Origin of the sequence: Longitalea luteola (genome assembly GCF_017356035.1) — a bacterium.
In the GTDB taxonomy this organism is placed as follows: Bacteria; Bacteroidota; Bacteroidia; order Chitinophagales; family Chitinophagaceae; genus Niastella; species Niastella luteola.
In genome coordinates, this window is sequence record NZ_JAFIQX010000013.1 from 109656 (window position 1) to 126569 (window position 16914).

Annotated in this window: 14 protein-coding genes; 10 read left to right on the forward strand and 4 right to left on the reverse strand. The window is 45.4% G+C overall.

Annotated elements, in window-relative coordinates:
- Window positions 1-102 precede the first annotated feature (102 nt).
- Window positions 103-414, forward strand: a complete 312-nt coding sequence (locus JUB15_RS24680) for a tetratricopeptide repeat protein (protein ID WP_207515329.1) — start codon at window positions 103-105, stop codon at window positions 412-414.
- Window positions 415-524: 110 nt separating this feature from the next.
- Entirely contained in the window at window positions 525-2015 is a 1491-nt protein-coding gene (tilS, locus tag JUB15_RS24685; protein WP_207515330.1) for a tRNA lysidine(34) synthetase TilS, read from the forward strand.
- Window positions 2016-2123: 108 nt separating this feature from the next.
- Here the strand turns inward: tilS and JUB15_RS24690 are convergent, their stop codons facing one another.
- From JUB15_RS24690 to JUB15_RS24700, 3 genes are all read right to left on the reverse strand, one after another.
- Window positions 2124-2777, reverse strand: a complete 654-nt coding sequence (locus JUB15_RS24690; protein ID WP_207515331.1) for a rhomboid family intramembrane serine protease — start codon at window positions 2775-2777, stop codon at window positions 2124-2126.
- A gap of 597 nt (window positions 2778-3374) precedes the next feature.
- Window positions 3375-3905, reverse strand: coding sequence for a KUP/HAK/KT family potassium transporter (locus tag JUB15_RS24695; RefSeq protein ID WP_207515332.1), 531 nt, complete (start codon window positions 3903-3905; stop codon window positions 3375-3377).
- Window positions 3868-4104, reverse strand: a complete 237-nt coding sequence (locus tag JUB15_RS24700; RefSeq protein ID WP_207515333.1) for a KUP/HAK/KT family potassium transporter — start codon at window positions 4102-4104, stop codon at window positions 3868-3870. Before JUB15_RS24700 ends, JUB15_RS24695 begins: the two co-directional genes overlap by 38 nt.
- A 230-nt stretch (window positions 4105-4334) precedes the next feature.
- On the opposite strand from JUB15_RS24700, the gene JUB15_RS24705 reads away from it, so the two are divergent.
- The 3 genes from JUB15_RS24705 to JUB15_RS24715 all read left to right on the forward strand — a co-directional run bounded on the left by JUB15_RS24705 (window position 4335) and on the right by JUB15_RS24715 (window position 9982).
- Window positions 4335-5897, forward strand: coding sequence for a sulfatase family protein (locus JUB15_RS24705; RefSeq protein WP_207515334.1), 1563 nt, complete (start codon window positions 4335-4337; stop codon window positions 5895-5897).
- A 125-nt stretch (window positions 5898-6022) separates the two neighbouring features.
- Window positions 6023-7381, forward strand: coding sequence for a YeiH family protein (locus JUB15_RS24710; RefSeq protein ID WP_242696502.1), 1359 nt, complete (start codon window positions 6023-6025; stop codon window positions 7379-7381).
- Window positions 7382-7558: 177 nt separating this feature from the next.
- The gene (locus tag JUB15_RS24715) at window positions 7559-9982 is read left to right on the forward strand and encodes a glycoside hydrolase family 2 TIM barrel-domain containing protein (protein ID WP_207515335.1); all 2424 of its coding nucleotides are present in this window, start codon (window positions 7559-7561) and stop codon (window positions 9980-9982) included.
- A 195-nt stretch (window positions 9983-10177) separates the two neighbouring features.
- Here JUB15_RS24715 and JUB15_RS24720 read toward each other — a convergent pair whose 3' ends face one another.
- On the reverse strand, window positions 10178-10690 hold the full coding sequence (locus JUB15_RS24720; RefSeq protein WP_207515336.1) for a hypothetical protein: 513 nt from the start codon (window positions 10688-10690) through the stop codon (window positions 10178-10180).
- Window positions 10691-11053: 363 nt separating this feature from the next.
- On the opposite strand from JUB15_RS24720, the gene JUB15_RS24725 reads away from it, so the two are divergent.
- The 5 genes from JUB15_RS24725 to JUB15_RS24745 all read left to right on the forward strand — a co-directional run bounded on the left by JUB15_RS24725 (window position 11054) and on the right by JUB15_RS24745 (window position 16784).
- The gene (locus tag JUB15_RS24725) at window positions 11054-11413 is read left to right on the forward strand and encodes a DUF6934 family protein (RefSeq protein WP_207515337.1); all 360 of its coding nucleotides are present in this window, start codon (window positions 11054-11056) and stop codon (window positions 11411-11413) included.
- A gap of 102 nt (window positions 11414-11515) precedes the next feature.
- Window positions 11516-11689 (forward strand): hypothetical protein, encoded by a 174-nt coding sequence (locus JUB15_RS24730; RefSeq protein ID WP_207515339.1) that lies wholly within the window; start codon window positions 11516-11518, stop codon window positions 11687-11689.
- A gap of 241 nt (window positions 11690-11930) precedes the next feature.
- On the forward strand, window positions 11931-12998 hold the full coding sequence (locus JUB15_RS24735) for a hypothetical protein (RefSeq protein WP_207515340.1): 1068 nt from the start codon (window positions 11931-11933) through the stop codon (window positions 12996-12998).
- 444 nt (window positions 12999-13442) lie between these two features.
- The gene (locus JUB15_RS24740) at window positions 13443-15869 is read left to right on the forward strand and encodes a DUF8696 domain-containing protein (protein ID WP_207515341.1); all 2427 of its coding nucleotides are present in this window, start codon (window positions 13443-13445) and stop codon (window positions 15867-15869) included.
- A 351-nt stretch (window positions 15870-16220) separates the two neighbouring features.
- Complete coding sequence (locus JUB15_RS24745) at window positions 16221-16784, forward strand: RNA polymerase sigma factor (protein WP_255539676.1); 564 nt, start codon at window positions 16221-16223, stop codon at window positions 16782-16784.
- The last annotated feature ends 130 nt before the right edge of the window (window positions 16785-16914 follow it).

Sequence of the window (16914 nt, forward strand, 5' to 3'; positions counted from 1 at the left end):
TTTAAATTAAACTCATTGGTTGTTTATGCAACCATCATGTATACAAATATAAGTGCCATAAAGATACATTTTGCTATTTTATGGATTTTTTAATTGAGGAATATGGATCGCATAACCCGACTGAAGGAGTTCCTGCAGGCCACTCCGGGAGATAATTTTCTGAAACACGCACTGGCATTGGAGTATATTAAAATTGGCGATGATAAAACAGCCCGGACTGTTTTTGAGGAAATACTTGCCCAGGACCCTGGTTATATTGGGTCTTATTATCATTTGGCCAAATTACTGGAGCGTACCGGCGACACTGAGGCAGCGATACAATGGTATGAAAAGGGAATGGAGGAAGCGCAAAAAGCAGGTGATAAACATGCTTATGGTGAGCTGAGGAGTGCGTATGAGGAACTCACTTTTTGATTTCTGATTTCCGATTTTGAGATTTCTGATTTTGAGAATTCTGATTTTGAGATTTCTGATTTTAAGATCTTTCGATTTGGCTCCTGTTATTTGAGACTTGAATTTTTTCCATGAATCTACTCCAACGATTTCAACAATACGTTTCAGACCATCGTCTTTTTTCACCAAAGGATACGTTACTATTGGCCGTTAGCGGCGGCCTGGATTCAGTGGTGCTGTGTGAATTGTGCAAACAGGCTGGTTATTCCTTCCTAATAGCCCATTGCAATTTTAAATTAAGGGGAGCCGAGAGTGAGCGGGATGCCGCTTTTGTACAACAACTGGCGCATAAATATAACGTGCCATTTCTGGTAAAGGAATTTGAAACGGAAGCACATGCGGAAAGCAATAAGTTATCTATACAGGAAGCAGCCAGGGAGTTAAGATATACCTGGTTTGAGGAATTGCTTGTTGGAATCCGGAAGTCAGAAGTCGGAGGTCAGCAGCCGGAGACCGCGATACGTGAAATGCGAGACGTGAAACCTGGAACCTGGAACCCGGAAACCGAAACAGGTACCGGGCAATCGGGCGATCCGGAAATTGAGAAACCCATTCATCACACACCATTCACCATTCACCATCTGCTCACTGCCCACCACCTTGACGACAACATAGAAACCATGCTCATGCATTTCTTCCGGGGAACGGGTGTGCATGGCTTACGGGGTATGTTACCAAAACAGGGCCATATCGTTCGGCCATTGCTGTTTGCCCGGAAACAGGAGCTGCAACAATTCGCCACAGAAAATAACTTGCAATGGGTAGAAGACAGTTCCAATGCCCTTGACAAATATTCCCGCAATTATTTTCGTCACCAGCTCATTCCATTGGTGCAGAAAATATTTCCTGAAGCAGAAAATAACCTGGCTGCCAACCTGCGCCGCTTTGCCGAAATGGAACTATTATATGAACAGGCTGTAGCGCAGCATAAGAAAAAGCTGCTGGAATATAAAGGCCAGGAAGTACATATTCCTGTACTGAAGTTGCAGCAATCACAGCCACTGCATACCATCGTGTATGAGATCATAAAAGACTTCGGCTTCTCACCCGCACAGGCAGAGGAAGTGATCCGTTTGCTGGGTAGTGAATCGGGCCGGTATGTACAATCGGCCACGCATCGCATTATCAAAAACCGCCGCTGGCTCATCATTGCCCCCGCTGAATCGGAAGAGGCGCAAACGATAGTCATCGATGATGAAGAGAACAAGATTGTGTTTGAGAACGGAACGCTGGCTTTTGAACAACTGGCCGGTAAGCAGGTACAGATATCCAATGATCCTTCATCAGCGTTTATTGACCAGTCTACCATCCAGTTTCCACTGTTGTTGCGCAAATGGAAAAAGGGCGATTATTTCTATCCGCTGGGATTAAGAAAGAAAAAGAAGCTGGCCCGGTTCTTCATTGATCAAAAGCTCTCGCTCACTGATAAAGAAAAAGTGTGGGTGCTGGAAAGCAATAAAAAGATCGTTTGGGTAGTGGGGCTTCGAATAGATGACCGGTTTAAAATAACGGATGCTACCAAACAGGTCGTTAAAATAATGTTTGAAAAGTTAGGACCCTGAAACCTGTAACCTGAAACCTGTAACTATTTACCCACTCACCGATCACCATTCCTGAAGGGATTGGCAAGGCTTTAGGTAAACGACATTGGGTCACAACTTACATTCGCATCAAAATCTGCTTGTAAAATTTCTTACTTTAAAAATGAATTCTTCCAGCACATGAAAATCGGAGAACAAATAACTGGTGGCAATGATAAAAGCAATACCGTATAAACCGCCAAAAATGTGCGCCGAGTGATTGATATTGCCGCCGCCGCGTTTATCGAGGTAAGAAGATATTACGATATACAGGAAACCAAAAACAAATGCCGGCAAACCCCATTGCGGGGGTAAAAATATAAGTCCGATCTTTTGCAACGGGTTCAGCATGATATACGCAAAGATCACTGCCGATACAGCGCCGGAAGCGCCCAGGCTCCTGTAATAATTATCTGTTTTATGCTTGGCATAAGTAGGTAATAAACAGGCAAAAAGCGACGTAACATATAACAGCAGGTAAAGCAGTTTACCTTTTCCTTCAAATATGCGAATAAAGTTGTCCTCCACATTATCGCCAAACATGTAAAAAGCATACATATTAAAGATCAGGTGGCCGTAATCGGCATGAATAAGTCCGCACGTCAAAAAACGATACCATTGTCTGTCATGAGTAACGGCAGGCGGGTAAAAGATGAAATCGTTGAATACTTTATCGTTCGTAAATGCTGCAATAGAAACCAGTACAGTAATAATGATAATGATCAGGGTTATGCTTAACGTCATTGCTTTTTATTGATGGCCAAAAATAATAAGAAAGCGGCTATGCAGCGTCCTATCCGGAAACTGCTGTTTGCCCGCAAATATGGGGCGTATAACTTAAAACAATAGGGCAACTGGTGAATTTATTTCCCAAAAAGGAGTGTTAATTCCGGCTTTGATCCGATTTTGCGTAGTCTTACGCTGGTGTATTTCTAACATTTTATCTATTTTCATGCTCGCTAAATTGGTTACAAGCTACTGTAAATCAGATAGTCACACGTAATCTTGTGAATAACTATTGGTTGCGGTCAGTTTTTCCTGCTGGCATGGTACGTACCTTGCTTTATAGTAAATGCTATTGAGATGCATGAAAGCATAATAGCCAATTAAAATAAGGAATTAGTCTTCATAGGTATAGAAAAGGCCCCCGATTTATCGGGGGCTTTTTCGTGATAGGTTGCCTGATCTTGTCTTAAAGCATCCCCGATCTCATTTCTTTAAATAGCAATATGCGTCGCTGCGGCATTTACATGCGCCAGGGGAGAATTTGAAATTTGAGATTCGGATCGTATCACAGAAAGAAATCCCAAAATCCCAAGATCGGCAATCAGAAATCGGCAATTATTGCCTTACCAAGGGCTGTGGCTGAACGGCGTTCACCACAACAGGATATTTTTCAATGGTCACGTTACTGGGGTCAAGGCCAAAGTTGATGGACTCCTTTACACCCAGGTATTTGAGGTTATAATAACTTTTCATCAAAAAGTTCTTCCAGAAAGGCATGTCGTTTTCATAGGACAAAAAGCTTTCCATGACGAGGAAGCGAAAATCACCGATCTTGCTTTCCTGGTACAATTGCTCACTTCTGTCAGATACATCCACTTCGCCTGTTTTGACCAGTTCATTTGCTACCTGTCGAAAGTAATAGTCGATCCGCGGCTCAATGCGGAAACCCAGGTTGAACTCTACAAAATAAATGTCGTCTTTCACAACAGTGTCAACCCGGTAACGCATGGCATAGGGCTCATCCAGTACATTCACATGCACGAACCAATAGATGTCTGCGCGTTTAGGCGATTTTGACAGAATGGAATCGATGGCCGTCTTCTCAATTTTACGCGAAGTGCCGGAACTGGTAAAACAGGATGGCACCGATGATGAGGGTTATATAACCGCCTTCTTTAATTTTTTGCAGGTTGGCGGATAGGAACGAAAGTTCTATCACGGTGAATAAACCGGTGATCAGCACAACCCATATCGTTGGTACCCGTTTGGTATACAAATAAAAATTTATCAGCACCGTACTCATCAGCATGGTGAGGGTAACGCTTAAACCAAAGGCGGCTTCCATTCTGGTCGACTCCCTAAAGGCAGGGCGGCAATTATTACAAAACAATTGGTAGTTCAATAACCTGCATAGATATGGAGCCGCTTAATGCATACTTCCTGCAAAATAAAAATTAGCAGGGCCGCATGGCCAGTTTTACAATAAAAGTCTACAAATTTGATAGCAGGTCCCGATTACTACCCTGCAATTTGTATAAAGGAAATGCCAAATGAATCCCCAGCAATTAAACACTTATGCCATATATAAAGATTTTGTATGCCTCCCTTCTAACATGCACCAGTATACTGGTTCTCCATGGCTGCCGGTCGGGCCAGCAAAATGCCGGCCGCGCGCCTAATATTATAATGATATATGTAGATGACCTGGGCTATGGCGATGTAAGTTGCTATGGCGCAACTCAGGTTAAAACCCCCAATGTAGACCGGCTGGCGCAAAACGGACTTCGTTTTACAGATGCCCATTGCGCGGCCGCTACCTGTACGCCTTCGCGTTTTTCGCTGTTAACGGGCATGTATGCCTTTAGAAACAATGCCGCCGTTTTACCGGGTGATGCGCCCCTGTTGATCCCGCAGGGTATAGAAACGCTGCCATCCGTATTACAAAAGCGGGGTTATACAACCGGGGTAGTGGGTAAATGGCATTTAGGCCTGGGCATTGGTACAATCGACTGGAATAAACCTATCAGCCCGGGCCCGTTGGAAACAGGGTTCAATTACTCGTTTATAATTCCGGCTACCGTTGACCGGGTGCCATGTGTGTATGTGGAAGGCCATCATGTATATAATGCCGATCCGGCTGATCCCATCCAGGTGAGCTACTCAACCAAGATTGGTAATGAACCCACCGGTTTAAGTAATCCCGAAATACTTAAAATGAAAGCCGATACACAGCACAGCAATACCATCATTAATGGCATAAGCAGGATCGGTTACATGGCCGGCGGAAAAAAAGCCTGGTGGCGCGATGAAGATATGGCCGATGTGTTCACGGCCAAAGCAAAAACATTCATCAATAACAATAAGAGCAAACCTTTCTTCTTATATCTGGCCCTCACAGATATTCACGTACCCCGCACGCCTCATGAACGGTTTTTGGGAAAGAGCTCCATGGGCAGAAGAGGGGATGTTATTCTCGAAATGGATTGGCTGACCGGTGAAATTACAAAAGAGATCGAGCGATTGGGATTGGAAAAGAACACCCTGATCATTTTTACCAGTGACAATGGGCCGGTGCTCGACGACGGGTATAGCGATGAAGCCGTGGAGAAAGTCGGAGATCATCGGCCTGCAGGTATGTTCCGGGGCGGAAAATACAGTGCTTTTGAAGCCGGCACCAGGGTGCCTACCATCGTGTATTGGCCCGGCACCGTAAAACCGGGCGTGTCAAATGCCTTGTTATCCCAGGTTGACTTCATGGCATCCCTGGCTGCATTAACAGGTTCCTCATTGGCCGATTCGGTTGGTCCTGACAGTAGAAATGTGCTGCCCGTTCTGCTGGGCGCCACTACTACCGGCCGGGATTATATGCTTGAAGAGTCATTCACTTTTTCGCTCCGCTATGAACAATGGAAATACATCATGCCGCAGAAAAATGGTACGCCAGAGTGGCTGAAAAGGAAAAGGATTGAATCTGGTTTATCACCGGAATTGCAGTTGTATGACCTCGAAACCGATCCGGCAGAAAAAAATAATGTTGCTGCTGAACATCCTGAAATCGTTCGCCGGTTACAGGCTGAACTAAAAAGAATACAATCAACACGGAAAAACCGCGACGCGGCGCAGAGTTACCCCCGCTAATGCCGGCGTGTACGTGGCTAAAAAGCACATTAAAATCATTGTAAGCAAGTCTATTCAAATTATTGACTGAAAAGTTTATGTAAATTGTTAGCGGGATTCCTGAACAGCTGATAAATAATTATAACATGTCGTACCAACCCGCTGACAGTTTAACAGCCAAAGAGACCAGTCAACCGGTTCCTGCAAAAAAAGCCATGCTCGGAGATCTCTCGGAGGATGGCTGGGCCATATTGATAGGGAGTGTTGTTATTGTAGCCATCCTGGCATTAACCACTTTGGTGGCTGGTTTCAAATTCCCCCTGCCAACGTATCAATGGGAAAATACCAGCGACCTGGCGACCAAAGTATTCTCCGGTAAAAATATCATATTGATCGTTCAAACCGGGTTGTTGTTCCTGGTGCTCTCCGGTGTGGCTATCCGGTTGTCGGGTGGCAGCATTAAAAATTATGCGGCCGGTTTCTCCCTGGTGTATTTGCTGGCCGTCGCAGCGCTTATTATAGAAGGTAACAGTACCATCTCTTATTATGGACTGGAATATGTGGTCTTTGCGCTGGTATTGGGGTTGTTGATCGGTAATCTCACCCGCATTCCGGTTTGGCTCAAAGAAGCCGCCCGTTCCGAATTTTTTATTAAAACAGGCCTGGTGATCTATGGCGCCAGCATCTTGTTCACCGATATTATCAAAGCCGGTGCACCGGGTATTTTGCAATCGGTGCTGGTGGTGCTTGCCGTTTGGTTCGTGGCCTTATGGATCTGCCGGCAATTAAAGGTGGATGATGAGTTTGGCGTAATACTGTCATCGGCAGTAGCCATCTGCGGCGTGTCGGCAGCCATTGTGGCCAGCGGCGCTATCAAAGGCGATAAAAAGAAACTGTCTTATGTGACCACGCTGGTATTACTGGTAGCCATTCCCATGCTGGTAATTCAACCCTGGTTGATCAAACTGTTGAACATACCCGAAATAGCAGGCGGCGCCTGGCTGGGTGGTACACTGGATACCACGGCTTCCGTTTCGGCAGCAGCGGAACTGGTGGGCCCTAAAGCCTCCAAAGTAGGGGTGATCGTAAAATTTTCGCAGAACGTATTGATCGGGATTGCCGCTTTTTTCATTGCCCTTTGGTGGACGTACAGAAAAGATCCCTCCAGACAAGGCTCCGAAAAACCAGGGCTGGGCGTAGTATGGGAACGGTTTCCCAAGTTCGTGCTTGGTTTCATTGCAGCTTCGCTGATCTTCTCGTTTTTGATACCTGCAGCCGTTACCAAAGAGGTGGCCGGTCCATTGAAAGGGTTGCGCACGGTATGGTTTGCGCTGGCATTTGTTTCCATTGGATTGGAAGCCCGTTTTACCGACCTGGTAAAAACGGAAGGCGGCAGGCCGGCGCTGGCATTTATAGTAGCGCAGGTGTTTAATATTCTCTGGACCCTGTTATGGGCTTACCTGTTGTTTGGCGGTGTGCTGTTTGCGGTTCCGGATATTGAGTAATGAAGCGGCACTGTGCCATGGTTGCCTTACGGCAAAACGAAAGCGGCGCAGTTTGATCAATAGTAAAATATACAATTGTAACCCCTGCTGTAAACATTTGGCTACCGCGATATTGCCCGGGGAACCTTAATTTCATGCCCGTAAAACATAAACCGTCACCATACCTGAAAGATCGCCATGCAGCTTCGAAAAAATGTCCTGCTTGTTACCTGTTTTCTCTGTTGCTTTTTTAATTCCCTGTATGCACAACCAGCCCGTGTTAGGGAGGATTTTGATAAGAACTGGACATTTCACCTCGGTGATATTGCCGGGGCTAAAAGTACCAGCTTTGATGATGCCTCCTGGCGAAAATTAAACCTGCCGCATGACTGGAGCATTGAGTTGCCGTTTGATTCAACCAGTCCTACAGGCACAGGTGGCGGCGCCTTGCGGGGTGGATTGGGCTGGTACCGGAAAACGTTTACCCTGCCGGCCAGCGACAAAGGCAAAAATATCTTTATTGACTTCGATGGCGTATACTGCAACAGCGAAGTGTTTATCAATGGCCATTCTTTTGGCGTACGGCCCAATGGCTATATTTCTTTCCGCTACGATCTCACCCCTTACCTCAAATACGGAAGCGAAAAAAACGTCATTGCCGTAAAGGTAGACAACAGCAGGCAGCCGAACAGCCGCTGGTACAGCGGTAGTGGTATCTATCGAAATGTATGGCTCGTAAAAACAGGCAGCACCTATGTCGATAACTGGGGAACTTATGTTAAGACGCCATCTGTGTCCGCTGCTTCCGCCAAAGTAAATATCACAACAACGCTTTGTGGAACCGGCGACTATTGCGATGTTACAACCACCATCCTGAACGCAGCCGGTGCTCCGGTGGCTACACAAACACAAAAGAATTTACATGTGGGGGCTTTACAAACAGCGAGCCAGGCATTTACCATTAGATCGCCGGTGTTGTGGAGCATCGAGAACCCATACCTGTATAAAGCGGTCACCAGGATCGTTAGCAAAGGAAAAACAACCGATGAATACAGCACTGTATTCGGCATTCGTAGTTATCAGTTTGATGTTGATAAAGGGTTCTTCCTGAATGGTAAACAGGTGAAAATTGTGGGGGTATGTAATCACCATGACCTGGGTTGTTTAGGAACGGCCATCAATACGCGGGCATTGGAGCGGCAACTGCAGATCATGAAAGGCATGGGGGTGAATGGGATTCGCACATCGCATAATCCACCGGCGCCTGAGTTGCTCGATCTGTGCGATAAAATGGGCTTTATTGTAATGAATGAAACCTTCGATATGTGGAAGCGCAGCAAAAACAAATACGATTACAGTAATGATTTTGACGAATGGTACCAGAAAGACCTGAAGGATCAGGTGTTGCGCGACCGCAATCATCCATCGGTCTTTATATGGAGCGTAGGCAATGAAATACCGGAGCAATGGGCAAAAGATGGTGATACATCGGGAGGGGCTTATTTGCGCACTATGCAGAACATTGTACGCAGTCTCGACGACCGGCCTACTGTTACAGCCAATAACGAGGTAGGAGCATCGAACCAGTTGCTGCAAACGGGCATTAATGAGCTGGTAGGGTATAACTATCATCATCAGCATTGGCCGGCCGACTCGGTGCAGAAAAAATGGGGCCGCAAACCTTTCATTGTAACGGAATCGGTTTCTGCATTACAAACGCGTGGGCATTATGATATGCCTTCCGACAGTATGCGCATCTGGCCTCAACGGTGGGATCTGCCTGTAGCCAATGCCAATGCAGACCTGACCTGTTCTGCTTACGAAAATTGTTTTACGCCCTGGGGATCTTCTCATCTGGCTACTTTAAAAACATTCTTAAAACATGAAAGCATCAGCGGCATGTTTGTGTGGACCGGCTTTGATTATATCGGTGAGCCAACGCCTTACCCGTGGCCGGCGCGCAGTTCTTATTTCGGAATTGTAGACCTGGCCGGATTTCCGAAGGATGTTTATTATTTGTATCAAAGTTTGTTTACCTCAAAAAATGTATTGCATTTGTTTCCCCACTGGAACTGGCAACCCGGGCAAACCATTGATATGTGGGCCTATTACAACAATGCCGATGAGGTGGAGCTGTTCATCAATGGCAAGTCACAGGGAGTGAAAAAAAAGGCGGCGGATGACCTGCATGTGATGTGGAGGGTAAAATATGAAGCAGGCAGGGTAGAAGCAGTGTCGAGGAAAGCGGGAAAAGTAGTGGCCACCAGATTGATAAGAACAGCTGGTGCGCCTGCCAGGATCATCCTGGAAGCAGACCGCCGGACAATTCAGGCCAATGGCAAGGATCTTTCGTTCATAACGATAAAAGTGGTAGACAAGGATGGCAACCTGGTTCCCGATGCGGCCAATAAGATCCAGTTTACCGTCAATGGTGCAGGTTTTATCGCGGGTGTCGATAATGGTGATCCAACCAGTTTGGAATCATTCAAAGCGAGTGAACGAAAAGCATTCAATGGATTATGTTTGGCGGTAGTTCAGTCGAACGGCAAACCGGGCAGTATAAAATTGCAGGCAAAATCAGCTGGACTCTCAGGCGCATCGATCGATATCATAAGTAAATAAGAAACGGTCTTTCCGTTGTGAAAGCATATATGCCGGGGTTATGGGCGTATATGCTTTTTTTATGACATCCTGTAAATGACTTGCCCAAACTTGCAGGCGTCTGATGTATGCTTGCGAGTCTGGGCAAAAGCAGCTTAATAATTTACAATTCAGTTACAGCGTTACTAAAGCGATCAGTAATTTATGCAATGACTATTAAGGAAATAATCCTGCGTATAAAGCCTGAAAAGTATCCACGATCAGTTCATTGAATTTCTTTGAGATGGCAGGATTAGCAACAGTGCCCTGCTCTGTTAATACCACGTTGCCAACCTGGTAATAATTGGTGGTATTATTATCAAAGATCTTGTTCACGCTATTGCCTTTGAAATAATAGCATCTGCTGAAGTTCAGTGAATCAGTGGTGAACACATAATTGGCTTTCAAAACCTCTTTTGTGCTTTTACTGTAGAATAATTCAACCCAGTATTTACCTTCCCGCGCTTTACCTCTGAAGGAAGCATGGTCCAGATAAACGCTTCCATCTGTTGCGGAAACTATTGAGTCGATCTGTACTTTCTGATTTGCAAAATTGATCATTGGTTGTGCAGGTGTTTGCGCAACGGTTTGTTTTGCATTAACATATTTTACAGTGGAATTCGTAGGTTGCTGCGCAAGGGCAGGAACGGCTACTGTGGCAAGTATAAGAGTAAGCAATCGGGTTTTCATATTGTGGGTTTTTTTAAAACTACACAAGTTATTTTACATCTGCAATAGAGGATGGAAAATAACTGTATAAGCTAAAACCCTTACGGATACAGGCTTTAATGTATTAATGTGGGGTTCAATGGGTTGAGGCATGCTAAAAGGTTAAGCGGGGAATCTGGGGAAAATTTGAAAAAGTTTGAAAACAGTTGCTGTTCATGCTTAAAACGGCTGAATCCTCAGCTGGCAATGGTGTTCAACGTAAGTTGATAGTTGGCTGCATAAGGTATGCGTATGGGCCCTTATAAACTTGATAACCGACAAGAAATATTAGTTACGGTAATGTATGAGTGATTTTATGCAGGATAATGAGTACTTTTTCGAGGTATGAAGTATGAGGTATATACTGATATCCGTAAGGATGCTGAACTTCGAATTTTTGAATTCGTAAGTATTGGGAAGTTTGGTGCTATTCGAAAACGAATTTCTTTTATGCCAACATCCTTGCCATATGTTTATAATTTAGCATTTGGAGATATTAATAAAGATGGTGAAATTGATGATATATCGATAAGTGATAATGGGGATCGAAATAAGATCCTGGCGACCCTTGCAAAGGTTTTAGATCAATACACCTATAAGTATCCTGAAAGATTCATCTATTTTCGGGGGAGTACGAAAGAACGGACAAGGCTATATCGCATGGCCATAGGTCTGAATCTCGAAGAACTATCTGAATCGTTTTAAATTTATGCAGAAATGAATAATAAGCTGGAGTTTGTTCCATTTCATAAAAACATGGAAATCACGGCATTTCTTATTAAAAGAAAAATTGTTTAACTTCATAACATGAAGAAGCTCCTCAAAAAGCTATTTAAAAAGAAAAAGAAAGGCTTACTTTCTTCAAAGGTCAGGTTAACCTATGATCCCAGGTTAGATAATGTGCAGTTGGGGCCATACGAACTAAAGAAATTAGAAGAAGCAAACTTCCATTTAAAAAAGATGAAGTCATTACCTAAATAACAGGGATCTATAAATCACTTAAAGAACCCCATAGGCCTTAGGCCCATGGGGTTTTTATTTGACGCATCGAGACACTAAAAGTTATTAATGTGCGTTTGTAAGGGTTAACCGGTATCGCCCTATTATAGTGTGTGGCAGCATGCCGAAAAGTTATGAAGGCAATACTTTGGTCACCTGTTTTAACCTATTTTCGCCCGCAAATTGACCTTTAGAATAAAGTACAAAATCGTATCACAAAGCAATGAAATCAATAACCTGGTTTAATCGGTCAGGACGCCTGGTAGTAGCAGCCTGTTTACCGTTTGTTTTCCATGCCTGCTCCAGCGGAGAGGCGAATACCACCAACGTCAAAGCCGTAGACTCTACTGGTGTAAACACCAAAGACAGCTCCGTAACGAAAGAAACTGCAGCAACAAAGATCCCCACAACACTCGACACCGCCCTCTACAATCGCAAGCTGGCCGAAATGGCCAACGGTGATTCCTCGGGCCGCTGGCCGGTAAAAGGTCCTTATCCGTTACCAGGCGCCATTCTTCCCTTTAAAAGGGTAGTGGCTTACTATGGTAACCTGTATTCGAAGCAAATGGGTATCCTGGGTGAATATCCGCCCGATGAAATGCTGGCAAAGCTGGCCGCAGATGTAAAGAAATGGGAAGCCGCCGATCCTTCAACGCCGGTGCAGCCCGCTTTACATTATATTGCAGTAACTGCCCAGGGTAGTCCGGGCAGAGACGGCAAATACCGATTGCGCATGCCTTTCAATCAAATCGATTCCATCCTGGGGATGGCTGCCCGCATCAATGCCCTCGTATTTCTCGATGTTCAGGTCGGCTTCAGCAATGTGCAGGCTGAAATTCCCCTGCTCGAAAAATACCTGAAGATGCCGCACGTACACCTCGGTATCGATCCTGAGTTCTCTATGAAAACAGGAAAGAGACCGGGCGCCGTGATCGGTACCATGGATGCAAGCGATATAAATTTTGTTACCGATTATCTGGCCAATCTTACAAAGGCCAATAACCTGCCGCCCAAAATGCTGGTAGTGCATCGCTTCACCCAGAACATGGTTACTAACTATAAGAATATTAAGCTGCACCCCGAAGTGCAGATCATCATTGACATGGATGGCTGGGGCGAACCTTCGCTTAAACATGACAGCTACAAAGCTTATGTTTGGAAAGAGCCTATACAGTTTGCGGGATATAAACTGTTTTACAAGAACGATATCCGCAAACCGGGCAGTCATATGTTAACGCCTGAAGAAGTACTCGCCGAGAAACCAAAGCCAGTCTATATTCAGTATCAATAAAATTAGTGCGGGCCAATCTGGCTGCATGATATTAAATCCGTTCCGCTTTGCCGGGACGGATTTTTTTTATACTATCTTTAAAGCAACGCAGGCCAAAACACAACCCTGTATGGCCTATAATGAAAAATTAGCAGACCGCGTTCGGGAAATAATATCACTCACCTGGAAGAGAAAAAGATGTTCGGGGGATTGTGTTTTATGGGGTAAAATAACCGCTACTTTATGGCAGCGCCCCTCTGAAATATGGAAATTGTTCTTTTTACCTGTATATTTATCTACACTATAAAAAACCCTAAGGACATTTTCTTTTCCGGGCATCGGCAGGTGCCTGGCTACGGGTCTCTTCCTTTTGAAATACGCTTTTATTAAAGGGATGACCAACCGGTACAGGATAATTATCGTACTAAAGTATTACAGGACTTTATTTGGACCCCCTATCAAAACATGATGAAATATTTACTCTGCCTTGCCGCCATTATGGTAGCGCTTTGCGGTTTTTCTCAAATGCAGACCTGTCCAACCAACATCAATTTTGGTACAGGTGATCTGTCATTCTGGTCAGCCAGGACCGGGTTAATGGGGGGATTGAATATAAATTATCCGGCTCCCAATGCAGGGCTTACCAACGTTCCTGAATACACCATTGGCAATACCGGTATCCAGGTGATTACAACGTCAACCAGTGATCCATATGGCTTTTTTCCTACCATTCCCACTATTAATGGGTATGCATACAATTATTCCATCAAGCTGGGCTCCACCTCCACAAGCCGCGACCTGCAACAGGGCGGGCGCAGCCCTGGTGGATTTACCAGGGCGGTCTCTTACACCATTGATGTTCCTGCCGGTCCTGCTACTGTTCCTTATACAATGACCTACGCGTACGCCATGGTGCTGGAAAACGGAACACATAATTCAAGCGAGCAGCCGATGTTCAGGGCCACCCTCAGCACGCAGGACAGTATCATTACCTGTGCATCCCCCGGTTATTATCTGCCTACATTCGATAATGCACCCGGTGGCGGCAACAGCACCGGCGCTACACTTGATTCAGCCGCTGCGCTGGCCAATGGATTTACCAATAGTCCCGTTCCTTTTCTCTCTTTTTCAGGCGCCGGTAATCAGAACGGTGTGTTGTTGTATGATGTGTGGACAAAAGGCTGGACCGAAGTGACCTTTGATCTTTCGCCCTATCGGGGCCGCCAGGTTACACTTACTTTTGAAGCTGACAATTGCACCCCGGGCGCCCATTTCGCGTATGCTTATGTGGCGTTGCGGAATGTTTGCGCCGGCCTGGAGATCAGCGGCAAAACCGTTGCCTGTACAAATACTACCGTCGAATACTCGGTACCAGCCCTGGCTGGTGCTACCTATGCCTGGACGGTGCCTGCCGGCTGGACGATCAACTCCGGAGCGAATTCAAATATCATTAATGTAACAGTAGGTCCCGGCGGCGGATTCATTACCAGCCATGAAGTGAACGGTTGCGCCGATCTGCGCGATACAATCCCGGTAACCACTACGGCACCTACTGTGGCCGGAAGGATCATGAGCGACACTACCGTCTGCGCCGGCATTAATAACTGTCCCTTATCGATCGCAGATGAGCGGGGAACTGTTTTAAAATGGTTGTCGTCGACAGACGGTGTGCGCTGGCAGGAGATTGCAGTGGCAACGGATAACTATACGGCGCAGAATTTGACGACATCAACCCGGTTTGCCGCTCTGGTGCAAAATGGTGATGCCTGTACGGTTGATACGGCCAATGCCGCTTTTATTACCGTTGATCCCAAGTCAGACGGAGGTAGAATAAGTCCCGACCTCACCAATGTTTGCCTCGGCGAAAATGTTGATCCCAAACTTACACTGAACAATAATACAGGCGCTGTAATGAACTGGCAGTTGTCATTCGACAATAGCAGCTGGAGTAATGTAACGCCTGCAAATAGCAGTACAACCCTGCAGGCAGGCGCCGTTTCCAGAACAAGCTACTATCGTTCTATTGTGAAAAGCGGTGTTTGTCCCGGCGATACCAGTGATGTGGCAACCATCAGGTTCTATAATGTGCCGGCTCCGGCAGCTACCATTGCTCCTGATTCAATTGAAATATGCCATGGCAAATCGGCTGTGCTGAGTGCAACCATTACTACCGGCACCAGCTATGCGTGGAGCACGAATGTGCCGTTATCGCCTGGTGGCAGCGGGGCGGTCACGGCTGTTCCTTATTCGTTAACTGCTACAGCAACTCCCCCGGTAACTTCCAACGTGGTGCTTACTGTAAATAATACCGGTTGTCCCAACCCATCAAAAGATACATTCTATATATACGTAACCGACCCCATCGTAGTACGTGCCGGAAATGATACGGCCGTTGTTTATAATCAGCCTTTGCAGTTCAATGCAACCGTGAACGACCCCAAAGCCAATAGCTGGGATTGGGCGCCCGCTTCTTATTTAAACAATCCCGGTATTCCAGATCCGCTTGCAGTCTATGATCTGAACGCACCGGCTGAGGTCACCTACATTGCCACCGCAAAAACGATGGCCGGTTGCAGCGGTTCCGATACCTTGACCGTAAAGATCTTCAAGACCGGCGCCGACATCTTCATGCCTTCAGGTTTTACACCCAACGGGGATGGCCGCAATGATGTGATCCGCCCCATAATGGCAGGTGTAAAGCAATTGAACTTCTTCCGGGTATATAATCGCTGGGGGCAGCTGGTATTCAGCACCAGTGAGGTTAATAAGGGCTGGAATGGCGAGATCGGCGGTACGAAGCAGTCGTCCCAGAACTTTGTGTATATGGTTCAGGCAGTTGACTATACCGGAAAAGTGATTGTAAAACGCGGAAGTTTTGTGCTCATCCGCTAACCGGCGATCGCTTTAAAAACCTATTCACCGCTATTTGCAGGTATTAAGATTATTTCTAATCCGCGCATTGCAATGCTGCTGCACCAAATTGTTGCCCGTTCAAATAGTACGATTTCTTAAATTTGATGTCAGGCGTTGACGTGTCAGGAAGTGACTTTTTTTCCGCACATTCATTGATCTTCGTCAAGAAGTATAACGTCATAACACTGTTAAAGCCAATTACTAACATTAACAATATCAGTAACCGAGAAATGTTATTAAGAAAGCAGCTAATTTATTTGATTATAAGAAAGGGGATATATAACTTGGTGCCATACCTTATTTCTGATTTGTATGACAGATGAGCAAATTATGCAGCGAATCATGTACAAGGATTCCGAGGCGTTCAGCGAGCTGTATGATAGAACATACAGGAAACTATTTCTATTCGCGAAAAGTTTGGTAGGAGATGCAGAAGAAGCCCGGGATATTGTCACTGACTCGTTTATTAAACTTTGGTCGCACGAGACTTCCTTTTCCAATATGACTCATCTACAGGTTTACCTCTATAAAATAATAAGAAATTCCTGTATCGATTACCTGCGCAGAGATAAACTCAGAATTAAAATAGAAACCCAGCTCAGCAAGGCAGAGATCATCCATGAAAATGTAATTGAAAGAAAATACCAGGAAGCTGAGTTGGTGACCATGTTATATGAACGTATAAACCAGTTGCCCGAAAGAATGCGGCAGGTTTTTAAACTTACTTACCTTGATGGGTATAGCAGAACAGAAGTAGCACAAATGCTGAACCTGTCAGAAAATACCATCCGCAATACGAATGCAGCCGCTATGAAAGCGATCAGGTTAACGCTGGGCGTAGAACCCATGGTGATACTGGCCATCCTGGCCGCCCGGCACATGGAACTGGCTTAAGACAGGCGCTCCTTTTTACATGATTTCCGTCAGTATTTAATACCACAGATCTGTATAGTTCTTTTTGGGGCTAACGCTCTTACATAAACTTTTTAGAGAAATTTTTGCGGAGCACTGGTACAAAATATTT

Coding starts and splice junctions, on each gene's coding strand:
- JUB15_RS24680 (WP_207515329.1), top strand. CDS start 103: ATGGATCGCATAACCCGACTGAAGGAGTTCCTGCAGGCCACTCCGGGA.
- tilS (WP_207515330.1), top strand. CDS start 525: ATGAATCTACTCCAACGATTTCAACAATACGTTTCAGACCATCGTCTT.
- JUB15_RS24690 (WP_207515331.1), bottom strand. CDS start 2,777: ATGACGTTAAGCATAACCCTGATCATTATCATTATTACTGTACTGGTT.
- JUB15_RS24700 (WP_207515333.1), bottom strand. CDS start 4,104: ATGGAAGCCGCCTTTGGTTTAAGCGTTACCCTCACCATGCTGATGAGT.
- JUB15_RS24705 (WP_207515334.1), top strand. CDS start 4,335: ATGCCATATATAAAGATTTTGTATGCCTCCCTTCTAACATGCACCAGT.
- JUB15_RS24710 (WP_242696502.1), top strand. CDS start 6,023: ATGTCGTACCAACCCGCTGACAGTTTAACAGCCAAAGAGACCAGTCAA.
- JUB15_RS24715 (WP_207515335.1), top strand. CDS start 7,559: ATGCAGCTTCGAAAAAATGTCCTGCTTGTTACCTGTTTTCTCTGTTGC.
- JUB15_RS24720 (WP_207515336.1), bottom strand. CDS start 10,690: ATGAAAACCCGATTGCTTACTCTTATACTTGCCACAGTAGCCGTTCCT.
- JUB15_RS24725 (WP_207515337.1), top strand. CDS start 11,054: ATGAAGTATGAGGTATATACTGATATCCGTAAGGATGCTGAACTTCGA.
- JUB15_RS24730 (WP_207515339.1), top strand. CDS start 11,516: ATGAAGAAGCTCCTCAAAAAGCTATTTAAAAAGAAAAAGAAAGGCTTA.
- JUB15_RS24735 (WP_207515340.1), top strand. CDS start 11,931: ATGAAATCAATAACCTGGTTTAATCGGTCAGGACGCCTGGTAGTAGCA.
- JUB15_RS24740 (WP_207515341.1), top strand. CDS start 13,443: ATGATGAAATATTTACTCTGCCTTGCCGCCATTATGGTAGCGCTTTGC.
- JUB15_RS24745 (WP_255539676.1), top strand. CDS start 16,221: ATGCAGCGAATCATGTACAAGGATTCCGAGGCGTTCAGCGAGCTGTAT.